24 protein-coding genes are annotated in these 23,728 nt (G+C 71.0%); 10 read left to right on the top strand and 14 right to left on the bottom strand.

Annotation, left to right across the window (positions count from 1 at the left end):
• Positions 1-73: 73 nt before the first annotated feature.
• The 3 genes from pta (at position 74) to pyk (ending at position 4,921) form a co-directional block, all read left to right on the top strand.
• Positions 74-2,164: a phosphate acetyltransferase gene (gene pta, locus ACI2LY_RS09765; RefSeq protein WP_404706726.1), complete on the top strand. Its 2,091-nt coding sequence runs from the start codon at positions 74-76 to the stop codon at positions 2,162-2,164.
• Positions 2,161-3,363 (top strand): acetate kinase, encoded by a 1,203-nt coding sequence (locus tag ACI2LY_RS09770; protein WP_404706727.1) that lies wholly within the window; start codon positions 2,161-2,163, stop codon positions 3,361-3,363. Before pta ends, ACI2LY_RS09770 begins: the two co-directional genes overlap by 4 nt.
• Positions 3,364-3,490: 127 nt before the next feature.
• A complete protein-coding gene (gene pyk / locus ACI2LY_RS09775; protein ID WP_404706728.1) occupies positions 3,491-4,921 on the top strand; it encodes a pyruvate kinase in 1,431 nt (476 codons plus the stop codon).
• 98 nt (positions 4,922-5,019) lie between these two features.
• Here the strand turns inward: pyk and ACI2LY_RS09780 are convergent, their stop codons facing one another.
• The 4 genes from ACI2LY_RS09780 to ACI2LY_RS09795 all read right to left on the bottom strand — a co-directional run bounded on the left by ACI2LY_RS09780 (position 5,020) and on the right by ACI2LY_RS09795 (position 9,329).
• Entirely contained in the window at positions 5,020-6,342 is a 1,323-nt protein-coding gene (locus tag ACI2LY_RS09780; RefSeq protein WP_404706729.1) for a hypothetical protein, read from the bottom strand.
• A complete protein-coding gene (locus ACI2LY_RS09785) occupies positions 6,332-6,883 on the bottom strand; it encodes a DUF6114 domain-containing protein (RefSeq protein WP_404706730.1) in 552 nt (183 codons plus the stop codon). Before ACI2LY_RS09785 ends, ACI2LY_RS09780 begins: the two co-directional genes overlap by 11 nt.
• 209 nt (positions 6,884-7,092) lie before the next feature.
• Positions 7,093-7,734, bottom strand: coding sequence for a DUF6230 family protein (locus ACI2LY_RS09790; RefSeq protein ID WP_393912710.1), 642 nt, complete (start codon positions 7,732-7,734; stop codon positions 7,093-7,095).
• Positions 7,735-8,357: 623 nt separating this feature from the next.
• Entirely contained in the window at positions 8,358-9,329 is a 972-nt protein-coding gene (locus tag ACI2LY_RS09795; RefSeq protein WP_404706731.1) for a tetratricopeptide repeat protein, read from the bottom strand.
• A gap of 226 nt (positions 9,330-9,555) precedes the next feature.
• Here ACI2LY_RS09795 and ACI2LY_RS09800 point away from each other — a divergent pair, with 226 nt between their 5' ends.
• The gene (locus ACI2LY_RS09800) at positions 9,556-10,206 is read left to right on the top strand and encodes a TetR/AcrR family transcriptional regulator (RefSeq protein ID WP_404706732.1); all 651 of its coding nucleotides are present in this window, start codon (positions 9,556-9,558) and stop codon (positions 10,204-10,206) included.
• Between the two features lie 36 nt (positions 10,207-10,242).
• Here the strand turns inward: ACI2LY_RS09800 and ACI2LY_RS09805 are convergent, their stop codons facing one another.
• The 4 genes from ACI2LY_RS09805 to ACI2LY_RS09820 all read right to left on the bottom strand — a co-directional run bounded on the left by ACI2LY_RS09805 (position 10,243) and on the right by ACI2LY_RS09820 (position 14,186).
• Positions 10,243-11,943 carry a methylmalonyl-CoA mutase gene (locus ACI2LY_RS09805; protein ID WP_404706733.1) on the bottom strand — a complete coding sequence of 567 codons (1,701 nt, stop codon included), beginning with the start codon at positions 11,941-11,943 and terminating at the stop codon, positions 10,243-10,245.
• Between the two features lie 74 nt (positions 11,944-12,017).
• Complete coding sequence (locus ACI2LY_RS09810) at positions 12,018-12,356, bottom strand: DUF3817 domain-containing protein (protein ID WP_086695602.1); 339 nt, start codon at positions 12,354-12,356, stop codon at positions 12,018-12,020.
• Between the two features lie 67 nt (positions 12,357-12,423).
• Positions 12,424-12,933 carry a MarR family winged helix-turn-helix transcriptional regulator gene (locus tag ACI2LY_RS09815; protein WP_393912706.1) on the bottom strand — a complete coding sequence of 170 codons (510 nt, stop codon included), beginning with the start codon at positions 12,931-12,933 and terminating at the stop codon, positions 12,424-12,426.
• 11 nt (positions 12,934-12,944) lie between these two features.
• Positions 12,945-14,186 carry an MFS transporter gene (locus tag ACI2LY_RS09820; RefSeq protein ID WP_404706734.1) on the bottom strand — a complete coding sequence of 414 codons (1,242 nt, stop codon included), beginning with the start codon at positions 14,184-14,186 and terminating at the stop codon, positions 12,945-12,947.
• Positions 14,187-14,261: 75 nt separating this feature from the next.
• Here ACI2LY_RS09820 and ACI2LY_RS09825 point away from each other — a divergent pair, with 75 nt between their 5' ends.
• Positions 14,262-15,239, top strand: a complete 978-nt coding sequence (locus ACI2LY_RS09825; RefSeq protein WP_404706735.1) for a DUF5937 family protein — start codon at positions 14,262-14,264, stop codon at positions 15,237-15,239.
• Positions 15,240-15,261: 22 nt separating this feature from the next.
• Here the strand turns inward: ACI2LY_RS09825 and ACI2LY_RS09830 are convergent, their stop codons facing one another.
• The 3 genes from ACI2LY_RS09830 to ACI2LY_RS09840 form a co-directional block, all read right to left on the bottom strand.
• The gene (locus ACI2LY_RS09830) at positions 15,262-15,732 is read right to left on the bottom strand and encodes a pyridoxamine 5'-phosphate oxidase family protein (protein WP_404706736.1); all 471 of its coding nucleotides are present in this window, start codon (positions 15,730-15,732) and stop codon (positions 15,262-15,264) included.
• Positions 15,733-15,891: 159 nt separating this feature from the next.
• The gene (locus ACI2LY_RS09835; RefSeq protein WP_030816030.1) at positions 15,892-16,185 is read right to left on the bottom strand and encodes an MTH1187 family thiamine-binding protein; all 294 of its coding nucleotides are present in this window, start codon (positions 16,183-16,185) and stop codon (positions 15,892-15,894) included.
• Entirely contained in the window at positions 16,182-16,526 is a 345-nt protein-coding gene (locus ACI2LY_RS09840; RefSeq protein ID WP_399566290.1) for a DUF3817 domain-containing protein, read from the bottom strand. The genes ACI2LY_RS09835 and ACI2LY_RS09840 overlap by 4 nt, the downstream gene beginning before the upstream one ends.
• Before the next feature lie 179 nt (positions 16,527-16,705).
• Here ACI2LY_RS09840 and ACI2LY_RS09845 point away from each other — a divergent pair, with 179 nt between their 5' ends.
• The 4 genes from ACI2LY_RS09845 (at position 16,706) to ACI2LY_RS09860 (ending at position 19,374) form a co-directional block, all read left to right on the top strand.
• Entirely contained in the window at positions 16,706-17,338 is a 633-nt protein-coding gene (locus ACI2LY_RS09845) for an AIM24 family protein (RefSeq protein WP_388995323.1), read from the top strand.
• A 1-nt stretch (position 17,339) separates the two neighbouring features.
• Entirely contained in the window at positions 17,340-17,990 is a 651-nt protein-coding gene (locus ACI2LY_RS09850; RefSeq protein WP_404706737.1) for an AIM24 family protein, read from the top strand.
• A 53-nt stretch (positions 17,991-18,043) separates the two neighbouring features.
• On the top strand, positions 18,044-18,805 hold the full coding sequence (locus tag ACI2LY_RS09855) for an AIM24 family protein (protein ID WP_404707300.1): 762 nt from the start codon (positions 18,044-18,046) through the stop codon (positions 18,803-18,805).
• Between the two features lie 92 nt (positions 18,806-18,897).
• Positions 18,898-19,374 (top strand): MarR family winged helix-turn-helix transcriptional regulator, encoded by a 477-nt coding sequence (locus ACI2LY_RS09860; protein WP_086695678.1) that lies wholly within the window; start codon positions 18,898-18,900, stop codon positions 19,372-19,374.
• Between the two features lie 139 nt (positions 19,375-19,513).
• Here ACI2LY_RS09860 and ACI2LY_RS09865 read toward each other — a convergent pair whose 3' ends face one another.
• The 3 genes from ACI2LY_RS09865 to ACI2LY_RS09875 all read right to left on the bottom strand — a co-directional run bounded on the left by ACI2LY_RS09865 (position 19,514) and on the right by ACI2LY_RS09875 (position 23,071).
• Complete coding sequence (locus tag ACI2LY_RS09865; RefSeq protein WP_404706738.1) at positions 19,514-20,740, bottom strand: MFS transporter; 1,227 nt, start codon at positions 20,738-20,740, stop codon at positions 19,514-19,516.
• 134 nt (positions 20,741-20,874) lie between these two features.
• Positions 20,875-21,831: a methylmalonyl Co-A mutase-associated GTPase MeaB gene (gene meaB / locus ACI2LY_RS09870; RefSeq protein WP_393912701.1), complete on the bottom strand. Its 957-nt coding sequence runs from the start codon at positions 21,829-21,831 to the stop codon at positions 20,875-20,877.
• Positions 21,832-21,871: 40 nt separating this feature from the next.
• Positions 21,872-23,071: an acetyl-CoA C-acetyltransferase gene (locus ACI2LY_RS09875; RefSeq protein ID WP_404706739.1), complete on the bottom strand. Its 1,200-nt coding sequence runs from the start codon at positions 23,069-23,071 to the stop codon at positions 21,872-21,874.
• Between the two features lie 156 nt (positions 23,072-23,227).
• Between ACI2LY_RS09875 and mce the strand changes: the two genes are divergently transcribed.
• Positions 23,228-23,668 (top strand): methylmalonyl-CoA epimerase, encoded by a 441-nt coding sequence (gene mce, locus ACI2LY_RS09880; RefSeq protein WP_404706740.1) that lies wholly within the window; start codon positions 23,228-23,230, stop codon positions 23,666-23,668.
• Positions 23,669-23,728 lie beyond the last annotated feature (60 nt).

Consider the following 23,728-nt stretch of genomic DNA (forward strand, 5'->3'; position numbering starts at 1 on the left):
GGCGACGCCCAGGACCGGCGGACGGCGTACGGGCACCGGCGGACGGCGTACGAGCAAGGATCGGAGAGCACGCGTGACACGCAGCGTGTACGTGACCGGGATCGACCGGGGGGACGGCCGTCAGGTCGTCGACCTGGGGGTCATGGAGCTGCTGACGCGGCAGGTCGACCGGGTCGGGGTGTTCCGCCCCCTGGTGCACGACGGCCCCGACCGCCTCTTCGAGCTGCTGCGCTCCCGCTACCGGCTGGGCCAGGACCCCGCCACCGTCTACGGCATGGGCTACCAGGAGGCGTCCACGCTCCAGGCCGAGCGCGGCACCGACGAACTCGTCTCCGCCCTGGTCGACCGCTTCCACCTGGTCGCCCGCGACTACGACGTGGTCCTCGTCCTCGGCACCGACTTCGCCGCCACCCAGCTCCCCGACGAGCTGGCGCTCAACGCCCGCCTCGCCAACGAGTTCGGCGCGTCCGTGCTCCCGGTGGTGGGCGCCCGCGAGCAGTCCGCCGAGTCGGTGCTCGCCGAGACCCGCAACGCCTACCGCGCCTACGCCGGACTCGGCTGCGACGTGCTCGCCATGGTCGCCAACCGGGCCGCCCGCGAGGACCGCGACGAGATCGCCGACCGGCTCACCGACCGCATGCCGGTGCCCTGCTACGTGCTGCCCGACGAGCCCGCCCTGTCGGCGCCGACCGTCTCGCAGATCGCGCACGCGCTGGGCGCCAAGGTGCTGCTCGGCGACGACTCCGGCCTCTCCCGCGACGCGCTGGACTTCGTCTTCGGCGGCGCCATGCTGCCCAACTTCCTCGCCGCCCTGACCCCCGGCTGCCTGGTCGTGACCCCGGGCGACCGCGCCGACCTGGTCGTCGGCTCACTGGCCGCGCACAGCGCGGGCACCCCGCCCATCGCCGGGGTGCTGCTCACCCTGAACGAGGTGCCGAGCGAGGAGATCCTCACCCTGGCCGCCCGTCTCGCCCCCGGCACCCCGGTGCTCTCGGTGGCGGGCACCAGCTTCCCCACCGCCGGGCAGCTGTTCTCCCTGGAGGGCCGGATGACGGCCGCCACCCCGCGCAAGGCGGAGACCGCGCTCGGCCTGTTCGAGCGGTACGTGGACACCGCCGACCTGGCCCGCCGGGTCTCGGCGCCCAGCGGCGGCCGGGTCACCCCGATGATGTTCGAGCACAAGCTGCTGGAGCAGGCCCGCTCCGACAAGCGCCGGGTCGTCATGCCCGAGGGCACCGAGGAACGCGTCCTGCACGCGGCGGAGGTGCTGCTGCGCCGGGGCGTGTGCGACCTGACCCTGCTCGGCCCCGAGGACCAGATCCGCAAGAAGGCCGCCGACCTCGGCATCGACCTGGGCGACTGCCAGCTCATCGACCCGGCCACCTCCGAACTGCGCGACTCCTTCGCCGAGAAGTACGCGGCCCTGCGCGCCCACAAGGGCGTCACGGTGGAGCTGGCCTACGACGTGGTCTCCGACGTGAACTACTTCGGCACCCTGATGGTGCAGGAGGGCCTGGCCGACGGCATGGTGTCCGGCTCGGTGCACTCCACGGCGGCCACCATCCGCCCCGCCTTCGAGATCATCAAGACCAAGCCGGACTCCGCGATCGTCTCCTCGGTCTTCTTCATGTGCCTGGCCGACAAGGTGCTGGTCTACGGCGACTGCGCGGTCAACCCCGACCCGAACGCCGAGCAGCTCGCGGACATCGCGGTGGAGTCGGCGGCGACGGCCGCGCAGTTCGGCGTGGAGCCGAGGATCGCCATGCTGTCGTACTCCACCGGCACCTCCGGCTCCGGCGCCGACGTCGACAAGGTGCGCGAGGCCACCGAACTGGCCCGCGAGCACCGGCCCGACCTGAAGATCGAGGGGCCGATCCAGTACGACGCGGCCGTGGACGCCGCCGTGGCCGCGACCAAGCTGCCCGGCTCGGAGGTGGCCGGCCAGGCCAGCGTGCTGATCTTCCCGGACCTCAACACGGGCAACAACACCTACAAGGCCGTGCAGCGCTCGGCCGGGGCGATCGCGGTCGGCCCGGTCCTCCAGGGGTTGCGCAAGCCGGTCAACGACCTCTCGCGCGGCGCCTTGGTCCAGGACATCGTGACCACCGTCGCGATCACCGCGATCCAGGCGCAGGCGCCCACCGGAAAGGCTTCCCAGCAGTGACCCCCACCCGAGTACTCGTCCTCAACTCCGGCTCCTCGTCGCTGAAGTACCAGCTGCTGGACATGCGGGACAGCAGCCGTCTCGCGGTGGGCCTGGTGGAGCGCATCGGGGAACAGACCTCCCAGTTGCGCCACACCCCGCTGGCCACCGGCGAGACCCGTGAGCAGAGCGGGCCGATCGCCGACCACGAGACCGCGCTGAAGGCGGTCGCCGAGGAACTGGCCCGCGACGGCCTCGGCCTGGACTCCCCCGAACTGGCCGCGATCGGGCACCGGGTGGTGCACGGCGGGATGTTCTTCACCGAGCCCACCGTCATCGACGACTCGGTGCTCACCGAGATCGAGCGGCTGATCCCGGTCGCCCCGCTGCACAACCCGGCCAACCTGACCGGCATCCGCACCGCCATGGCGCTGCGCCCCGACCTGCCCCAGGTCGCCGTCTTCGACACCGCGTTCCACACCTCGATGCCGGAATCCGCAGCGCGCTACGCGATCGACCCGAGGATCGCCGACCGCTACCGCATCCGCCGCTACGGCTTCCACGGCACCTCGCACGCCTATGTGTCGCGGGAGACCGCGCGGCTGCTCGGCAAGGCGCCGGAGGAGGTGAACGTGATCGTGCTGCACCTGGGCAACGGGGCGTCCGCCTCGGCGGTGGAGCACGGCCGGTGCGTGGACACCTCGATGGGGCTGACCCCGCTGGAGGGGCTGGTCATGGGCACCCGGTCCGGTGATCTGGACCCGGCCGTCATCTTCCATTTGGCCCGTGTCGGGGATATGTCCATGGACGAGATCGACACTCTTCTCAACAAGAGGAGCGGTCTGTTCGGTCTGTGCGGGGACAATGACATGCGGGAGATCCGGCGCCGTGTCGACGAGGGCGACGAAGCGGCCGCCCTCGCCTTCGACATTTACATTCATCGCATCAAGAAGTACATCGGCGCCTATTACGCCGTACTCGGCTCGGTGGACGCGGTCGCGTTCACGGCCGGGGTCGGGGAGAACGCGGCGGCGGTGCGTTCGGCGGCGGTCGCGGGCCTGACCGGCCTGGGCCTGGCCGTGGACGAGGAGCTGAACGCCGTACGGAGCGGCGAGCCGCGGCTCATCTCGCCCGCGGACGCCCGGGTGGCGGTCGCCGTGGTGCCGACCGACGAGGAACTGGAGATCGCCACCCAGACCTACGCACTGGTCGGACCGTGAGCGGGAACATCAGCGGAAAGGACAGCTGAGCAATACACCGCAGTAACACGCCTGAGCGCCTGTCCGCCCATTTGTAACTCCGCCGGCCGGAATATTCCGCAGTGAAACAAACCGATAGGATCGCCTCATGCGCCGTTCGAAAATCGTCTGTACTCTCGGCCCCGCGGTCGACTCCCACGACAAGCTCGTCGCCATGATCGAGGCGGGCATGAATGTGGCCCGTTTCAACTTCAGTCACGGCACCCACGCCGAGCACCAGGCGCGGTACGACCGCGTCCGGGCCGCCGCCAAGGAGACCGGGCGCGCCATCGGCGTGCTGGCCGACCTCCAGGGCCCGAAGATCCGGCTGGAGACCTTCGCCGAGGGTCCGGTGGAGCTGGAGCGCGGTGACGAGTTCGTCATCACCACTGAGGACGTGCCGGGCGACAAGCAGATCTGCGGCACCACGTACAAGGGCCTGCCGGGCGATGTCTCGCGCGGCGACCAGATCCTCATCAACGACGGCAACGTCGAGCTGAAGGTCGTGGACGTCGAGGGTCCGCGGGTCAGGACGATCGTCATCGAGGGCGGTGTCGTCTCCGACCACAAGGGCATCAACCTGCCAGGCGCGGCCGTCAACGTGCCCGCGCTGTCCGAGAAGGACATCGAGGACCTGCGGTTCGCCCTGCGCATGGGCTGCGACATGGTCGCGCTCTCCTTCGTCCGGGACGCCAAGGACGTGCAGGACGTCCACAAGGTGATGGACGAGGAGGGCCGCCGGGTCCCGGTGATCGCCAAGGTGGAGAAGCCGCAGGCGGTCGAGAACATGGAGGACGTCGTGATGGCGTTCGACGGCGTGATGGTCGCCCGTGGTGACCTCGCCGTCGAGTACCCGCTCGAGAAGGTCCCCATGGTGCAGAAGCGCCTCATCGAGCTGTGCCGCCGCAACGCCAAGCCGGTGATCGTGGCGACCCAGATGATGGAGTCGATGATCACCAACTCCCGGCCGACCCGCGCCGAGGCGTCCGACGTGGCCAACGCGATCCTGGACGGCGCGGACGCGGTCATGCTGTCGGCCGAGTCCAGCGTGGGCGCGTACCCGGTGGAGACCGTCAAGACGATGTCGAAGATCGTCAAGGCGGCCGAGGAGGAGCTGCTCTCCAAGGGCCTCCAGCCGCTGGTGCCGGGCAAGAAGCCGCGCACGCAGGGCGGTTCGGTGGCCCGTGCGGCCGCGGAGATCGCGGACTTCCTGGGCGGCAAGGGCCTGATCGCGTTCACCAAGTCCGGTGACACCGCGCGTCGGCTGTCCCGCTACCGCGCGGCCCAGCCGATCCTGGCGTTCACCACGGACGAGGGCACCCGCAACCAGCTCACGCTGAGCTGGGGCGTGGAGTCGCACGTGGTGCCGTTCGTGAACACCACGGACGAGATGGTCGACATGGTCGACCAGGAGCTGGCCAAGCTGGGCCGCTTCAACGACGGCGACACGGTCGTCATCACCGCGGGTTCGCCCCCCGGTGTCCCCGGCACCACCAACATGGTCCGGGTGCACCACGTGGGCGGCGGCGACCGCAACTGACGTACCCCGCGGCATGACCGTGGCCCGGTCCCCCTCGGCTGGAGGGGGACCGGGCCACGGCTCTGTGCGGCTCCCGGAAGGGTTCTCGGTACCGGCTCTCAGTCGATGTACTGGTGGAGGTGGGGGACGGTCAGCGTGCCGCCGAACTGGCCTGCCTGACGGACCGTCACATCGGTGAAGAAGATCTGGGGAAGGTTCAGCGGCGGCGGGCTGTCCGGGCTGAAGGTCAGCGGGATCAGACCGAGCAGCTTGCCTGAGATGCTCTCGGTGTACATCACGGTCTGGCCACCGGTGATCGTGGACGTCGTGCCCTTGCCCGCCTGTACGTGGTACGTCTTGCCGCTGGCCTTGTCCTTGACCGTCTGGTGCAGGTCGCCGATCTCGGTGCCGCCGGAGATGACGTACTTCAGCACCTTCTTGGTCTTGCCGCTGGAGGTCCGCACCTCCACGATCCCCTTGTAATCGGCACCCTTGAGCCACAGGGAGCTGGCGTTGAGGAACCAGGGGTCGTCCGGGAGCAGCACCTTGTTGTCCACGCCGCCGACGGCGTCGGTGGCCTTCTCGCAGTCCTCCGCGTCGGCGGAGGCACTGGCGGAGGGGCTGGGCGTGGCGGACTCGGAGGCGGACGCCTCGGGGCTCTCCGTGGCCTTCTCCGAGCCCTCGGACGCGCCGGGGGCCGGGGTGTCCGGGGCCTTGGCGCCGGGCTTGGTGGCGGGCTTCTCCGTCTCCCCGGCGGTGGCGGAGGCGGAGGGCGCCGAGGACGCCGAGGCGGAGGGCGCGGGCGCGGAGGGCGTCGAAGTCGCCGACGGCGTGGGGGACTTCTTCCCGCCGGTCAGCACGTCGCCGATCGCGTCCCCGAGCGAGCCGAGCACCCCGCCCACGGGGTCCTTCGCACTCGCCGAGGGCGACTCGGCGGCGGAGGGCTTCGCGGAGGACACGGCGGCGGGCTTGGAGGAGGAGGGCGCGGGCTCGGGGGCGGCCTTGTCGTCGTCGGAACCTGAATCCGACGAGGAGGCGTTGCCGGGCTTGGCGCCGTCGTCCTGGGCGCCCTTGTCACCCTCGGTGCCCTTGGCGTCCTTGTCGTCCTTGGCGCCGTCGTCATTGGCGTCCTTGGACTCGCTCGCGGACGGTGAGGGGCTGGCCGACGCGTCGGCCTGGTCGCCGTCGAGGGCGGCCACGCAGTCCTTGTACTCGTCCGCCAGCTTCGCGTTGGGCGGCTGGTCACGGGCGACGGCCAGCGTCGGCGTGAACCCCATGCCCATGAGCACGGCCGTCGGCATCGCGGCCATGGCTATCGCCTTGCCGGCCGGCATGTGCAGCCGGGTCATCAGCGGCTTGCGCTGGGCGGCGTGGCGCGGCCCGGTTCTCTCCTGCTCCGGCGTCGTCGCCGCGTTCTGACCGCGGGCCTCGTCAGCCGACACGGTACCCCCCGTTGGAGTCGTCGGTCCGGGCGCTCTGCGCGGCTGCGCCCTCGGACAGCGGGGCGTGCTCGTCGCCCGCGCGCGGAGCCGGGACGTACCCCGTGGTGCCGTCGGCCGGGGCCTCCCCGGTGACCGGGGCCGCCTTCCTGGCCGGCGCCCAGGCGATGGACAACGCCCCGCCGAGCATTGCCAGTACGAAGCCGACGATGAAGCCACCGATGTTGGAGACCACCAGGGACACCAGCGCCAGCAGGATCGCCGCGACGCCCGCGAAGATCCGGGTGGCCTGCTGGAACCACATGGTCAGGCCAAGGGTGACCAGGAGAATCCCGATGATCAGCGAACCGGCGCCCGCGGTGGTCGCCATGGAGACCGCCATGGTGCCCAGCTTGAGCGTGGCGTAGGGGAAGTAGGCGATCGGCAGTCCGCCGAGCAAGGTGAACAGACCCGCCCAGAACGGCCGGCCACCCCGCCAGTCACGGAATCGCAGGCGGAGCCGGGTGAAATTCCCGACGCTCTGGACCGGAGTCTCGGCACTCATGGAAAACAGCTCCCTGGGTCCGGTGGTAGTTCATACCGGCTAGGCCGTATGCGTGGAGAAGCCGGAAGGTGTGAGTCTGCGGTGTGGGGCCCGGTGCGCGGCACCGGACCGGGGTGGAGCGACGGGACAGAGGGCGGGGAAGCTCGCGCTCCCCCGCCCCCTCCCGGTCACGGCTCAGCCGGCCGGGAATGGCCCGGGGGCCGGAGCCGTCAGTAGCACTCCATCTTGGCGTCGGTGCCGAGGCGCATCTTCAGGCCGTTGAGCTTGAAGGTGCCCGCCGTGGTCGCCCACGCCGTCTGCTCGACGCCGTAGAGGTCGGCCGACTCCGCCTGCTGGGCGAAGCCGCCCGGCAGGGTGGACTGGTCCTTGACGGCCGGGCCACGGGTCTTGTCCTTGACCGCGACACCGATGTCGATGTTGTGGAACTCCGCATTGGCGTCGAGCTGGGCGACGTCGATGTAGAGGTTCTTCGCCTCGACCTTGTGCTTGTCGTCCGGTCCGGCGTCCAGACGGAGGTAGATCGTCTTCCCTATGAGGGGAATCTCCGTCTTGACGGACTGGCACATCTTGGTGATCTCGGCGGTGTCGAACGAGGAGATCGCGACCGGACGAACGGTCTTGTCCTTGCCCTCGGTCGTCGTGTAACCGCTGTCGATACCGCCGTACTGGGCGAAGCCCTCACCGTGCAGATGCTGGGCGCCGACCTTGAACTCCTGGCCGGAGACGCTGAAGGACGCCGCGAGGGCACCCTGCGCGAGACCCACACCGACACACGCTGCCGCGGCGACGCTGGGCACCATGACCACAGCGAAGCGCTTCCATCTGGTCCCGCCACGCACCTGGGACTCCATATTTCCTCCTTCTCGGACGTACATCTCCTGTCCCGGAATCGCCCCATCGGGCGGCTCGGCCGGGCAGGGATGGGAGAAGTGCTACGTCCTCGGGAAGGGGAGCGCCCGTGCTCTTCGGCACGAACCCGCGCCCGAACAACCGGCGTTCACCCCCGAGCGACAACCACTGGTCGCGCCTGACGCACATCACGCACAACCTTCGGGACAGGCTTCACCGGGACGGCGAAGACCCCCCTGCCCCAGAGCCGGCGCCACTGCCGCCGGCTCTGCTCGGTGGGGACCCAGAGTCTCCCGCTTCCCGACCGGTTGCCGGGGTGCGGAAATGGACCGAGCGTGGCCGATCGTGGTGCATTCTCGCCGCCCGCACAAGGGGCGCCGTTACCGGCTAGTAACGGCGCGATAACCGAACAACGACCCACTGGTCTCGGAGGGCGACAGACCGTGCCATCACTGGGCAGAGCAAAGCCGTTGAACCCCGGACCAAGCCGGACAGATCAACGGCTCTGGCTTACTCGCAGTAACAGCAGGCGGGTTTACCAAGTTTTGGTAAAGCGTGATCTCTCAGGCATCAGATCGGCCATTCGGCGAGCCCGGCATCACGCGCCCCGTCGTCCGACACGGAGTCAGAACAGCGCCCGCGCAAGCGCCCTGCGCGCGGCCACCACCCTCGGGTCGTCGGCGCCCACGACCTCGAACAGCTCCAGCAGCCGACGGCGCACCGCGTCCCGGTCGTCACCGGCCGTACGGCTCACGGTGTCGATGAGACGGCCGAAGGCGTCCTCGACATGACCGCCCACCAGATCCAGGTCGGCGGCGGCGATCTGGGCGTCGGCGTCGCCGGGCTTCTCGGCCGCGTCCTTGCGCACCGCCTGCGGGTCGAGGTTCTGGACCCGCTGGAGCAACTCGGCCTGCGCGAGACCGAGTTTGGCCTCGGTGTTGGCCGGGTCGTCGTTGAGCACGTTCTTGTACGCCTGGACGGCACCGCCCAGGTCACCCGCGTCCAGCGCCTGGACCGCGGCCGCCAGCAGGGCGTCGTACGGCCCCTCCGGCGCCTCGGCCGCGGGGGCGGCGCCCGGAACCGCGTCCGGGTCGACGGTCAGACCGGTCAGGCCGAAGCGCTGTTCGGCGACCTGGATCAACTGGTCGAGGGTCTCCCGGATCTGCTGCTCGTCGGCCGCGCCCTGGAAGAGCGGGAGCGCCTGCCCCGCGACGACCGCGAAGACGGCCGGAATCCCCTGGACCCCGAACTGCTGCATCAGCATCTGGTTGGCGTCGACGTCGACCTTGGCGAGCAGGAAGCGCCCGTCGTACTCGACGGCCAGCCGCTCCAGCACCGGGCTGAGCTGCTTGCAGGGCTGACACCATTCGGCCCAGAAGTCGATGACGACCGGGACTTCGGCGGAGCGCTGGAGGACTTCCTGCTCGAAGCCCGCCTCATCGACGTCGATGACGAGGTCGGCCGGCGACACCGCACCGGCGCCGCCATGGCGGGCGGCTTCGGCGCGCGCCTGCTCCGCCTTGGCCTTGGCCTCCTGGGCCGCCTTCACCGCGGCGAGGTCGACGACGCCGCTCATGGACATGTTCCGTGGCTGCATGCGTCTATCCTCCCCCGTTCCGGCGTATGAAGGAAAAAAGCGATCGTGGTCGGCGATCGCGGGTCGGCGCCGGGTCCCCACCCCACGCCAGTGGTCGTCGCCCGTGTACGTCCGTCACGAGCTTTCGCTACGAGTCGTAGCGTAATAGCAGTGGGGGGTTCCGCGACAGCGGTTTCCGGTGATCTCCCTCACGACGGGGACGGCGTCGCCCATTAGGGTCGTGTCCATGCAGAGCCGCACCCCCGCCAGTCGTACCGGGCGCCCGCGCAGTGCCGCCGCGGATGCCGCGATCCTGGCCGCCACGCGGGAGTCGCTGGTGGAACTGGGCTGGTCCGGGCTCACCTTGTCGGACGTGGCCGCGCGGGCCGGGGTGGCGAAGACGACGCTCTACCGCCGCTGGTCGGGCAAGCACGAGCTGGTGGTGGACGCGGTCGCGGAGTTGTTCGACGAGTTGGTGCTGCCCGACCGGGGTTCACTGGCGGCCGACATCGAGGGCGTGGTGCTCCAGTTCGCGGCGATCCTGAACCGTCCGGAGGCCAAGTGCGGGCTGATGGGCGTGGTCGCGGAGTCCACGCGCGACGACGCCCTGCGCGAGCGGGTGCGCACCTCGATCGTGGAGCGGCAGAAGCGGCTGGTGCTCGCCGGGCGGGCGCGGGCCCAGGAGCGCGGCGAACTCCCGCCGGAAGCCGACCCGGAGGAGTCCGCGCGCACGGTCGACCTGATCTTCGACATGGCGGCGGGCGCGGTGGTCCACCGCACCCTGGTCAGCGGCAAACCGGCGGACGAGGAGTGGGCACGGGGCTTCACCCACATCCTGCTCCTGGGCCTGTCCGCCCCGGCCCCGGACCTCACCCCGCCGGGGCGACCGGCGAGTTGACGCGGCCCGGGGCTCGCGGGAGCCACGAGACGGGCTCTAGAACCCGGCCGGCTCGGTGTACACCCCCCACTCGTCGCGCAGCACCCCGCAGATCTCGCCGAGGGTGGCCTCCGCGCGGACCGCTTCCAGCATGGGCTCGATCATGTTGGCGCCGGAGCGGGCGGCGGCCAGCATGGCGTCGAGGGACGTGCGTACGGCCGTGTCGTCGCGGGCGGCCTTGCGGTCGGCCAGGGCGCGGACCTGCTCGCGCTCGACCTCGTGGCTGACGCGGAGGATCTCCAGGTCGCCGGTGACGGAGCCGGTGGCGACGTTGACGCCGACGACCCGCTTCTCGCCCTTCTCCAGGGACTGCTGGTAGCGGAAGGCGGACTCGGCGATCTCGCCGGTGAACCAGCCGTCCTCGATGCCGCGCAGGATGCCGGAGGTGATGGGGCCGATGGGGTGCTGCCCGTCGGGGTGGGCGCGCAGGCCCCGCTCCTTGATCTGCTCGAAGATCTTCTCGGCGTCCGCCTCGATGCGGTCGGTGAGCTGCTCGATGTACCAGGAACCGCCCAGCGGGTCCGCGACGTTGGCGACGCCGGTCTCCTCCATCAGCACCTGCTGCGTGCGCAGCGCGATCTCCGCCGCCTGCTCGCTGGGCAGCGCGAGGGTCTCGTCCAAGGCGTTGGTGTGCAGCGAGTTGGTGCCGCCGAGCACGGCCGCGAGCGCCTCCACGGCGGTGCGGACGACGTTGTTGTACGGCTGCTGCGCGGTCAGCGAGACCCCGGCGGTCTGGGTGTGGAAGCGGAGCCACTGCGCCTTGTCGGTCTTCGCCCCGTACACGTCCCGCATCCAGCGGGCCCAGATGCGGCGGGCGGCGCGGAACTTGGCGATCTCCTCGAAGAAGTCCAGGTGGGCGTCGAAGAAGAAGCTGAGGCCGGGTGCGAAGACGTCCACGTCGAGACCGCGGGAGAGGCCCAGCTCGACGTACCCGAAGCCGTCCGCGAGGGTGTACGCCAGCTCCTGCGCGGCCGTCGAACCGGCCTCGCGGATGTGGTAGCCGGAGACGGAGAGCGGCTTGTAGGCGGGGATGCCCGCCGCGCAGTGCTCCATCAGGTCGCCGATGAGGCGCAGGTGCGGCTCGGGCTGGAAGAGCCACTCCTTCTGGGCGATGTACTCCTTGAAGATGTCGGTCTGCAGCGTGCCGTTCAGCACCGCCGGGTCGACGCCCTGGCGCTCGGCGGCGACCAGGTACATGCAGAAGACGGGGACGGCGGGGCCACTGATCGTCATCGAGGTGGTGACGTCACCGAGCGGGATGTCCCCGAACAGGACCTCCATGTCGGCGGCCGAGTCGATGGCCACCCCGCAGTGCCCGACCTCGCCGAGCGAGCGCGGGTCGTCGGAGTCGCGGCCCATCAGCGTCGGCATGTCGAACGCCACCGACAGACCCCCGCCGCCCGCCGCGAGGATCATCTTGTACCGCTCGTTGGTCTGCTCCGCGTTGCCGAACCCGGCGAACTGGCGGATGGTCCAGGTACGCCCCCGGTACCCGGTCGCGTGCAGCCCGCGCGTGTACGGGTACTCCCCCGGCCACCCGATCCGCTCGAACCCCTCGTACACGTCCCCCGGCCTGGGCCCGTACACCGGCTCGACCGCGTCCCCGGACAACGTGCTGAAATCCGCGTCGCGCTTCCGCGCGCGGTCATACCGACCCTGCCACCGCCGGCGGCCTTCTTCGATCGCGTGAGCGTCCATACCATCGAATTTACTTGGACGTCCTAGTAAATGTCGATGGGAAACCGCCGTACGAGTACGTACGGCGGTTCCGGTTACGCCTTGACGGCCGCCGGGGACGGCTGCGCGACCTTGGCCTCCAGCTCGTGGCTGATCTTCCGCTCCACGAAGAACGCGGCGGTCGGGATGGTGCCCGCGATCAGTACCCAGAGCTGCTTGCCGACCGGCCACTTCGCCTTGGAGCCCAGGTCGAAGGCGAAGACCAGGTAGACGACGTACAGCCAGCCGTGGGCGATGCCGATGATCCGCGTGAAGTCGCCGGCGCCGTTCAGGTGGAGCAGGTACTTGGCGATCACGCCCAGGGTCAGCAGGACCAGCAGCACACCGGTGACGTAGGACATCACCCGGTAGCGGGTCAGCACGCTCTTCTTCATGCGTACGAGCGTAACCACGCGTTCCGGGAGATCTTGCCCCAGGGTGGCCCCCGCGAGGACCCGCAGGTCAGGCGTCCTCGAAGTCCCCCGCCGCCACCCGCAGCGGGCGGAGCAGGGTGAAGATGTCGGCGCAGCTCTCCGCGTCGTAGGCGCCGAGGCCGAAGTCCATGGACATCAGGTCGCGGGTGGCGGCGTCGACGACCTCGCGGCCCTTGTCGGTGATGACGGCGAGGGTGCCGCGGCCGTCCTTGGGGTTGGGGCGCTTGGCGACCAGGCCGGTCCTGACCAGGCGGTCCACCGTGTTGGTCACCGAGGTGGGGTGGACCATCAGCCGCTCGCCGATCTTGGACATGGGCAGCTCCCCCTCCTTGGAGAAGGTGAGCAGCACCAGCGCCTCGTAGCGCGCGAAGGTCAGCCCGTACGGTTTGACCACGGCGTCGACCTCGGCCAGCAGGATCTGCTGGGCCCGCATGATCGAGGTGATCGCGGCCATCGACGGCACGCTTCCCCAGCGCTGCTTCCAGAGCTCGTCGGCACGGGCGATGGGGTCGAAGGGGAGACTGAGAGGCTTGGGCACGTCATCAGACCCTACCGGCCGGTCATATCGCGGGCAGCCCCGTCTCGGCTTTCGGTCACCCGGCACGCCACGGCGAGCGCCGTACAGCACACCGTGCCCGCCACTCCCGCCGCCACCACGGCCGCCCGCACCCCGATGACCTCGGCGCCCACGCCCGCCAGCGCCATGCCCACCCCCTGGATCGTCATCAGCCCGGCGCTCAGCAGCGTCATCGCCCGCCCGCGCAGCTCCTCCGGCACCGCCCGTACGAACCACTGGTCGAGCCCGAGGGTGTACGCCGAGCACGCCCCGGCGAGCGCCAGGAGCAGCAGGGAGGGCCAGAGTCCGGGGCGCAGGGCGTAGCCGAGGTACGGCAGGACGGCGAGGCAGAGCAGCGGCAGCACGATCCGCTCACGGGTGGCCTGCCCGAGCCGCGCCCCCGCGAACAGCTCCCCGGCGACCGTGCCGACGGGCAGCGCGCACATCAGCAGGCCCAGTCCGGTGGAGCCCGCGCCGAGCGTGTCGGAGTAGGGCGCGGCGAGCGCCTCGGGGACGACGAGGAACATCGCGGGCACCCAGAAGACGAGGAGCAGCACCAGTACACGCCGGTTCCGCAGGAGGGCGAGGGTGCCGCCCCCCTTCACCTGCTCCGGCCGTCGCCGGGCCGGACGGCGCCGCGTGCCGAGGCGGAGCAGGATGGCCGAGGCGAGGAAGGTGCCGACGGTGATCAGCAGGGCGTGCCGGGGGCTGACGGCGGTCAGCAGCAGGCCGCCGAGCCCGTACCCGGCCAGCAGCGCGCTCTGCGAGACGATCCGGATCAGGGACCGTCCGAGCACGAAGGCGTCGCCGTCGCCGAGGACGTCCGCGAGGGTCGCCATCCGGGTGCCGGAGAACACCGGGGAGACGACGGCGACGCAGCAGCGCAGCGCCAGCAGCACGCCGACGCCCGCGCCCGGCGTCACCATCGCCGCCACGCACGCGGCGCACACCAGGTCGCAGACCACCAGCACCCGCCGGGCCGGGAAGCGGTCGGCGACGGGGGCGAGCAGAGTGCCGCCGAGGGCGTAGGGCAGGAAACCGGCCGCGAAGGCGAGCGCGCTCATCAGGGGCGAGCCGGTGAGGTCGTAGACGAGGACGGACAGCGCGATCTCGGCCACGACCGTCCCGAGCAGGGACAGCACATGGGCGGCGAAGAGGGCGCGGAACTCGGGGACGGCGAGGACGTGGCGGTATCCCGTGCGGGCGGGTGCCGGGGCCTTGGGCGGTGCGGACATGCCGGGCAGCCTGCCGGGGGCCGGGCCGGGCGACGTAGAGTTTCGGCTCCAGCCGAATGTCCGGGAGGGGACGCCGTGGCCTCGCAGATGCACTTCGGCGAGGACGACTTCCTGAACTGCCGCTTCGCCGTGTCCCCGCTGTGGGAGACGCAGGACGCGGTGCGCACGCTGCGCCGCCCGGACCGGCACGGCTATCACGTCCCGTGGCTGCGCCGTATCCGTGACGCGGCGGCCAGTCTGGACCTCGCTCCGCTCTGGCTGCTGATGCCGCGCCGGGGCCACTCCCCGGACTGGCTCGGGGCGCCGCCGATCGGTCCGGCGGCCACCTTCGAGGAGGAGATCGCGGCGGTACGGGCGGCCGATCCGGAGGCGGCCCGCGCGGACACCGCCCGCTCGCTGGCCTGCACCCCGGGCGCGCTCGACTCGGAGCAGGGCCGGGCGTGGCTGGCGGACCCGGTGCGGATGGTGCGGGAGCTGGCGGACGCCGTGGAGGTGGCCTGGCGGGTGCTGGTGGAGCCGGAGTGGCCCCGGCTGCGGGCGCTGCTGGAGGCGGACGTGGCCTTCCACTCGCGCCGTCTCGCCGAGGTCGGGCTCGGCACGCTGCTGCCCGAGCTGGACGCGCGGCTGAGCTGGGACGGCCGCACGCTGACCCTGCCGGGCGGGGTGTACGAGCGCAGGCTCGGCGGGCGGGGCCTGGTGCTGATGCCGAGCGTGTTCTGCTGGCCGGACGTGATCACCGGCTTCGACCCGCCGTGGCAGCCCACGCTCGTCTATCCGGCGCGCGGGGTGGGCGGCCTGTGGGCCGAGCCGGGCGCCCGGACCCCCGAGGCGCTGGTACGCCTGCTGGGCCGCAACCGCGCTGCGGTACTGGCGGCCCTGGACGACCCGGCCTCCACCACGGCCCTGGCCCACCGCCTGGACCTCGCCCCGTCCTCCGTCTCGTCCCACCTGACGGTCCTGCGCGAGAGCGGCCTGCTGACGTCCCGCCGGTACGGGCACCAAGTGCTGTACGAGCGGACCCCGTTGGGGATGGCCCTGGCGTCGGGAGGCTGACGGAGGACCGTCCGGCGGACGCCTAGACCAGCCATTTCCCGTCGCGCATCAGGGTTCGCCCGGCCATCTCGGAGACCGTTCCCCACGCCTGCAGCACATGCGGGGTGACCTGGAAGAAGACGTACGAGGGGTGGTCCTCGCGGGGGTCCCAGCCGTCCTTGGCGGCGAAGGCGTCCCCGACCTCGGCGGGAAGCTCCTCGCGGGTCAGCGTGCGCGTGGTGCCGTGGACCAGGACCACGTCGCGGGTGTGGCCGAAGCTGAGCCGGACCCGGCCCGTGGAGCGCAGGTTGCGGCCGGTGGGGTTGGTGTCGCGGGTGGCCAGCCACACCGCCGCGCCGTCCCACCAGTAGGCCAGCGGGACGAGGCACGGCTCGCCGGTGGCGTCGGCCGTGGCGACCCATACGTCGTTGTCGCGCTCGAGGCGTTCGAGCGCCTCGCGCTTGCGCCGCTCGGGGCTACGGGGACCGCTGGGACGAGAATCGACTGCCGTCATGCGGGGAGGCTAGGGCGTACGGCGCCCTGCCACATCGGGCGGCGGACCTACGTCGCACGGCAGCGGACCTACGTCGCACGGCGGAGGGCCGCCCTCGTTCCGGGCGTACGCGAACGGCCCGACGCGGCGGCTGCGCGCGCCGGGCTTTCGGCATACGCCCTAGGAGCCGAGGTGGCGTTCGACCGTCTCGACCTTGGAGGTGAGGCCGTCGGTGACGCCGGGGCGGATGTCGGCCTTGAGGACGAGCGAGACGCGGGGCGCGCGGGCCTCGACGGCGGCCACGGCGCGCTTGACGACGTCCATGACCTCGTCCCACTCGCCCTCGATGGAGGTGAACATGGCGTCGGTGCGGTTCGGCAGCCCGGACTCGCGGACCACGCGGACGGCGTCGGCGACGTACTCCCCCACGTCCTCGCCGACGCCGAGGGGCGTCACGGAGAAGGCGACGATCATGCGTTCACGGTTCCTTCCTCGCGGGCGCGGGCCGCGATGACGGCGTTCTCGGACTCGCGGCGCAGCTTGCGCTCGGCGAAGAAGCCGCCGGTGGGCAGGACCGAGAGGACGAAGTAGAGGGCGGCGGTGCCGAAGCTCCACTTGGTCCGGTTCCAGGCGTCCAGCCAGAAGATCACGTACAGGACGAAGAGCACACCGTGGATCGCGCCCATCACGGGGACCGCGTTGAAGTCCGTGGTCCGCTTCAGCACCGAGCACAGCAGCAGGATCAGGAAGGACACGGCCTCCGGCGCCGAGACCAGGCGGAGGCGGCGGATGGCGGATGCGGTCTTGAGGTCCACGGGTCACCTTCGGGGGAACTTTGGCGGAGGGCGGGGGGGCTCATGATCCGCTTTGTGAACGGAAGCACAAGCTTGCTCCATTGTGGCAAACAATGCCCCTAGGGGTGTGCTCAGGGTCGTTCTCCACCCAGGGGCCCTGTTCTCTCCACCCGGCCGGAGGCTACTTTCACGGGGTGGCGATGTTCCGACTGCAGGGAAGCAAGGTCCTCGCCGTCGACGTGACCGGGGACGCCGTGAAGGCGAAGAACGGCTCGATGGTCGCGTACGACGGACAGATGGCCTTCAAGAAGCTGAGCGGCGGCGGTGAGGGGCTGCGCGGGATGGTGACGCGGCGCATCACCGGCGAGCAGATGACGGTGATGGAGGTGAGGGGACAGGGGACCTGCTGGTTCGCGGACCGGGCGTCCGAGATCAATCTCGTCGGCCTGCGCGGCGACACGTTGTACGTGGAGTCGAGCAACCTGCTGGCGACCGACGGCGGGCTGCGCACGGGCACCAGCTTCACCGGGCTGCGCGGCGCCTCGCAGGGCAACGGCCTCTTCACCACGACCGTGGAGGGCACCGGGCAGGCCGCGATCCTGTCCGACGGTCCCGCGGTGGTGCTCCGGGTCAGCCCGCAGTACCCGCTGACCGTCGACCCGGGCGCCTACATCGCGCACCAGGGGAACGTCCGGCAGTCCTTCCAGTCCGGCGTCACCTTCCGCACCCTCATGGGCGAGGGCGGCGGGGAGGCGTTCCAGATCCGCTTCGAGGGCGACGGGCTGGTCTATGTGCAGCCCAGCGAGCGGAACACGATCGCGGGGGATCTGTGAGATGAGCTTGCGGGAGATCAACTCCAAGATGGTCGAGGCCCGGGTGGCGCCGGGGCAGCGGCTGTTCAGCCAGCGCGGGGCGATGCTGGCGTACACCGGCGAGGTGTCCTTCACCCCGAACATGCAGAGCGGCCAGGGCGGGGTCATGTCGATGCTCGGGCGCCGGGTGGCCGGGGAGGCGGCTCCGCTGATGACGGTGGAGGGCAGCGGCACGGTCCTGTTCGGGCACGGCGGGCACCACGTCCATGTCATCACCCTCACCGGCGACACCCTGTACGTGGAGGCGGACCGGCTGCTCGCCTTCGAGGGCTCGCTCCGGCAGGGCACCATGTTCCTCGGCTCGCAGGGCGGGGTGATGGGCCTGGTGCGCGGCCAGGCGACCGGCCAGGGCCTGTTCACCACCACCCTCCAGGGCCATGGCGCGGTCGCGGTGATGGCGCACGGCGGGGTCTTCGAGGTGCCGATCACCCCGCAGCGCCCGGTCCATGTCGACCCCCAGGCGTACGTCGCCCATCACGGCGACGTGCGCAACAAGCTGTCCACCGCGCTGGGCTGGCGCGACATGGTGGGCCGCGGCTCCGGCGAGGCGTTCCAGCTGGAGCTGAGCGGCAGCGGCACGGTGTACGTCCAGGCGTCGGAGGAGAAGCTGTGAGCAGTTACGCGAGCGCGGGGGGCCCGGCGGCCGGTCCGGTGGTCTTCGACCCGATGACGCTCCCCGTCGACGACAACGTGAACCCGTACACCTTCTGCGTGGAGCTCAAGGGAAGCCAGTGGTTCCTGCAGAAGGGGAAGATGATCGCCTACTACGGGTCGATCGACTTCAACGGCATCGGGCACGGCCGGCTGGACCGGCTGGTGCGGACCTCGTTCCATTCGCCACTGCACGCGAGCGACTGGGTGGTGGCGGAGGGCTCGGGCAAGATGCTCCTCGCCGACCGGGCCTTCGACGTGAATTCATACGATCTGGATCAGGGCAACCTGACCGTTCGCGCGGGCAACTTGATCGCTTTTCAGCCAAGCTTGGCACTCAAACAGTCGATCGTGCCGGGGTTTCTGACGCTCATCGGAACCGGAAAGTTCGTCGCCGCCTCGAACGGCCCGGTGGTCTTCATGGAGCCGCCGATCCGGGTGGACCCGCAGGCCCTGGTCGGCTGGGCCGACTGCCCCTCCCCCTGCCATCACTACGACCACTCCTATCTCACCGGCGTGATGGGCGGTCTACGTGCGATGACGGGGATCGGCGGGGCTTCCGGGGAGGAGCACCAGTTCGAGTTCACGGGTGCGGGGACGGTGCTGCTCCAGTCCAGCGAGACGTTGATGGCCGAGCAGCCGACGGGGGCTGTTCCGTCCGAGCCGGGGGTACCCGGAGGGGGCGCAGCGGGGCCGATGGGGCCCGGAACGGGGGCTTCCGGGGTACCGCGCCTTCCCGGACAGCTGGGAGACCTCCAGCGTCGCTTCGGGCTGTGAGCGGTAGTCTGCGGAGTGTGACGTCGAACGCGTGCGCACAGTCACATCACCCAGAGTAGTTCGCCATTCAACTTCTTAGGTAGACTTCATTCATGGAGACCGAGACGGCCACGCACTGGCTGACCGATGCGGAGCAGTGCGCCTGGCGCACCCACCTGGAGGTCAACAGGCTGTTGACGTACCAGCTCGAAAAGGATCTACAGCCGTTCGGCCTGACGATGAACGACTACGAGATCCTCGTCAATCTGTCCGAGTCGGAAGACATGCGGATGCGGATGAGCGACCTGGCGGGCGCGACCATGCAGTCCAAGAGCCGCCTCTCGCATCAGATCACGCGCATGGAGAACGCGGACCTGGTCCGCCGGGAGAACTGCGAGTCGGACCGGCGCGGCCTCTTCGCCGTCCTGACCGAGCACGGTCTGGAGACGATGCGGAAGGTGGCCCCGCACCATGTGGCCTCCGTCCGCCGCCACTTCATCGACCTCCTCTCCCCCGACGCCCTCCAGGACCTCGACAAGTCCCTGAAGCCCATCGCGGAGCACCTCCGCGACCAACGCGGCCGCCCGTAGCCGCCCACCGGGCCCGCGGCGATCCCGCGCGCCCGCTCACCTGATGCGAGGTGACCGCCCCGCCCACCCGACGCACCGCACCGGCGCGAGGGGGGGCGGGGCGCTCGGCTGTCCGGGGCCGGGGACAGGCGTCCGCGGCTCACGCCTCCGCGAGGTCCTTCCGGCTCCCGCTCACCAGGGCCACTGCGGCCGAGGCCAGCGCGGTGGCACCCGTCAGGGCGAAGCAGAGGGGCAGGGGAAGGTGGCCGAGGAGGGCGCCGGTGGTCAGGCCCCCGGCCGAACTGCCCGCGTTGACCGCCATGTTCACCCAGGCCCCGGCCCGGGTGCGGTCGCTCGCGGGCGCCGACTCGTCCGCCAGCAGGTAGGCCGTGGTGAGCGCCGGGGCGATGAAGGCACCCGCAGCCGTCATGGCCACCGCGAGTGTCGGCACGCCGGGCGCCAGTCCCGCCACCGCGATCGTCAGGCCGAGGGCCACCGCGAAGCCGAGGAGACGGGACCGGGCGGAGCCGCGCCAGTCGATCGCCCCGTTAGCCAGCCCGCCCAGCGCGCTGCCCACCGAGAGGGCGCCCAGCACCCAGGGGACCAGGTCGGTGTCGCCGGAGTGCTCGCCGACATGGGCCAGCACCAGCAGCTCCACCCCACTGAGGGCGAGCCCCGTCCCCGCCGCCACCGCGACCGGCGCCGCGAGCCCCCGTACGCCACCGCGACGCCGACCGCCCCCGGTCCGGGGCCGGGGCCGGGGCCGGGGCCCCGTCATCGCCGGGGAGGTGACGAAGGCGGCGGTCCCCACGACCATGAGCAGCGCCCCGAGCAGCACCCCGGACGCCGGGGCCGTGCAGGCGATCAGGACGCCCACCAGGGCGGGACCGGACACGAACAGCAGCTCCTCGGCGACCCCGTCGAGGCTGTACGCACGCCGCAGCAGATCCCGGTCGGCGAGGAGTGCGGACCACACCGCCCGCATGGTCGGCCCCAGCGGCGGAGCACAGGCGCCCGCGAGGACGGCGGCGGCGCCGATCAGCGGCACCGGTGCGCCCGGCCGCCAGGTGAGCGCGGCGAGCACGCCGAGCAGTGCCCCGTGGGCGACGGCCAGCGGAAACAGGGCGCGCCGGGCGCCGTGCCGGTCCACCAGGGAGGCGCGGGCCGGGGTCAGGAGGACCACGGCGGCGCCGTACAGGGAGAGCACCGCGCCGGAGGCCGCGTACGAGCCGGTGGCGCGCTGGGTGGCGAGCAGCAGCGAGAGCGGGACCGTCCCGTAGGACAGGCGGCCCACCAGGGCGGTGGCGAAGGTGCGGCGGGCGTGCGGGACGCGGAGGACGGCGGCGTAGGACGGCGCGGCGGGGCGCGCGGAAGCGGGCGCGGACATGCGCGGGGTTCCTCACGGGAGGCGGGACGAGGGCACCGGTGCGCCGCGCGGGGCTCCGGTGGGGAGCCGCGCGGGCGCGAGGGGTGCGCTCTATGCCAGGAGGAGGAACATGCCGGTCAAGCTAGCAGCGGGCCTCAGCCCTGGGTAAGACCCTCGACCAGTTCGTCCGCCGCGCGGTACGGGTCGAGGTCGCCGGTGACGATGCGGTCGGCGAGGGCGGAGAGGCGGCGGTCGCCGTGGAGGTCGCCGATGCGTTCGCGGAGGGTGGTGACCGCGATGGTCTCGACCTCGCGGGCCGCACGGGCGCGGCGGCGCTCGGCGAGGACGGCGTGCTCCTCCATCCAGGCCCGGTGCTTCTCCAGGGCCTCCACGACCTCGTCGATGCCTTCGGCGCGGGCGGCGACCGTCTTGACGATCGGGGGGCGCCAGGCACCAGGGCCGCGGGCCTCGCCGAGGCCGAGCATGTGGTTCAGCTCGCGGGCGGTGGCGTCGGCGCCGTCCCGGTCGGCCTTGTTGACGACGTAGACGTCACCGATCTCCAGGATTCCGGCCTTCGCCGCCTGGATGCCGTCGCCCATGCCCGGCGCCAGCAGCACCACGCTGGTGTCCGCCTGGGAGGCGATCTCCACCTCGGACTGGCCGACGCCGACCGTCTCGACCAGGATCACGTCGCAGCCCGCCGCGTCCAGCACCCGGATCGCCTGCGGGGCGGCCCAGGCGAGCCCCCCGAGGTGGCCGCGGGTGGCCATGGAGCGGATGTAGACGCCGGGGTCGGAGGCGTGGTCGGACATCCGCACCCGGTCGCCGAGCAGCGCGCCCCCGGAGAACGGCGAGGACGGGTCGACGGCGAGGACGCCGACCCGCTTGCCCTGCTTGCGGTACGCGGTGACCAGCGCGGAGGTGGAGGTGGACTTGCCGACGCCGGGCGAGCCGGTCAGACCGACCACGTAGGCGTTGCCGGTCAACGGGGCGAGTGCCGCCATCACCTCCCGGAGCTGCGGGGACGCCCCCTCGACCAGGGAAATCAACCGGGCCACGGCCCGGGGCCGGCCTTCCCTGGCCTCGGCCACCAGAGAGGAGACGTCCCGCATCAAACTGCTCCGTTCACTCACACCGTCGGAAAGAAGGACCTCAGGCCCGAGGTACCCGCACGATCAGCGCGTCACCCTGGCCGCCGCCACCGCACAGCGCGGCCGCGCCCACGCCGCCGCCCCGGCGCTTCAGCTCCAGCGCCAGGTGCAGCACCAGCCGGGCGCCGGACATGCCGATCGGGTGACCGAGGGCGATGGCGCCGCCGTTGACGTTCACCTTTTCCGTGGACACCCCGAGGTCGTCCATTGACTGCACGGCGACCGCCGCGAACGCCTCGTTGATCTCGATGAGGTCGAGGTCGGAGACGGTCAGCCCCTCCTTGCCCAGCGCGTGGTGGATGGCGTTGGAGGGCTGGGACTGCAGCGAGTTGTCGGGACCGGCGACATTGCCGTGCGCGCCGATCTCCGCCAGCCACTCCAGGCCCAGCTCCTCTGCCTTGGCCTTGCTCATCACGACCACCGCGGCGGCGCCGTCGGAGATCTGCGAGGCGGACCCGGCGGTGATGGTGCCGTCCTTGGCGAAGGCGGGCCGCAGGCGGCCGAGCGACTCGGCGGTGGTGTCCCCGCGGATGCCCTCGTCCTTGCTGAACAGCACCGGGTCGCCCTTGCGCTGCGGGATCTCCACCGGGGTGATCTCGGCCTCGAACAGGCCGTTCTTCTGCGCGGCGGCGGCCCGCTGGTGGGACAGCGCGGCGATCTCGTCCTGCGCGGCCCGGCCGATGCCGAGGCGGGTGTTGTGCTTCTCGGTCGACTCGCCCATGGCGATGTTCTCGAAGGAGTCGGTCAGCCCGTCGTGGGCCATCGAGTCCAGCATCTCGATCGCGCCGTACTTGAAGCCCTCTCGGGACTTGGGCAGCAGGTGCGGGGCGTTGGTCATGGACTCCTGGCCGCCCGCGACCACGATGTCGAACTCACCCGCGCGGATGAGCTGGTCGGCCAGCGCGATCGCGTCCAGACCGGAGAGGCAGACCTTGTTGACGGTGAGCGCCGGGACGTTCATCGGGATACCGGCCTTGACGGCCGCCTGGCGGGCCGGGATCTGACCGGCACCCGCCTGGAGCACCTGGCCCATGATCACGTACTGGACCTGGTCGCCGCTGATCCCGGCGCGGTCGAGGGCGGCCTTGATGGCGAAACCGCCCAGGTCGGCACCCGAGAAGGACTTCAGCGAACCGAGCAACCGTCCCATGGGCGTCCGAGCGCCCGCGACGATCACTGAGGTGGTCGTTCCAGAAGACATGAGCTGCGATCCCCTTACCGGTTACCGGCCTGCACAGCCGAGGAGTGAACGAGGGTTTACTTCGAATGTACTGACCGTCACCGGAGCCCGTCACCGCTCTTACGGTGTGATCGCGCGCACGTTGCGTAACCACCTCCGGGGCGCTGCACTGAAACCATGCTGACGCGAATCGACCACATCGGGATCGCCTGCCACGACCTCGACACCACCGTCGAGTTCTACCGGACGACCTACGGCTTCGAGGTGTTCCACACCGAGGTGAACGAGGAGCAGGGCGTGCGCGAGGCCATGCTCAAGATCAACGAGACCTCGGACGGCGGCGCCTCCTACCTCCAGCTGCTGGAGCCGACGCGGGCGGACTCCGCGGTCGGCAAGTGGCTGGCCAAGAACGGCGAGGGCGTCCACCACATCGCCTTCGGCACGGCGGACGTGGACGCGGACGCCGCGGACATCCGCGACAAGGGCGTACGCGTCCTGTACGACGAGCCCCGCATCGGTTCCATGGGGTCCCGGATCACCTTCCTGCACCCCAAGGATTGCCATGGAGTCCTGACAGAACTGGTCACATCGGCGGCAGTTGAGTCACCTGAGCACTGACCTTCGTACATAAGGGCCGGTAGGGTTGGGGGCGGTCGTCCCCGAACACGGGGGACGACC

Origin of the sequence: Streptomyces sp. NPDC002176, from assembly GCF_044903645.1 — a bacterium.
Classification (GTDB): domain Bacteria; phylum Actinomycetota; class Actinomycetes; order Streptomycetales; family Streptomycetaceae; genus Streptomyces.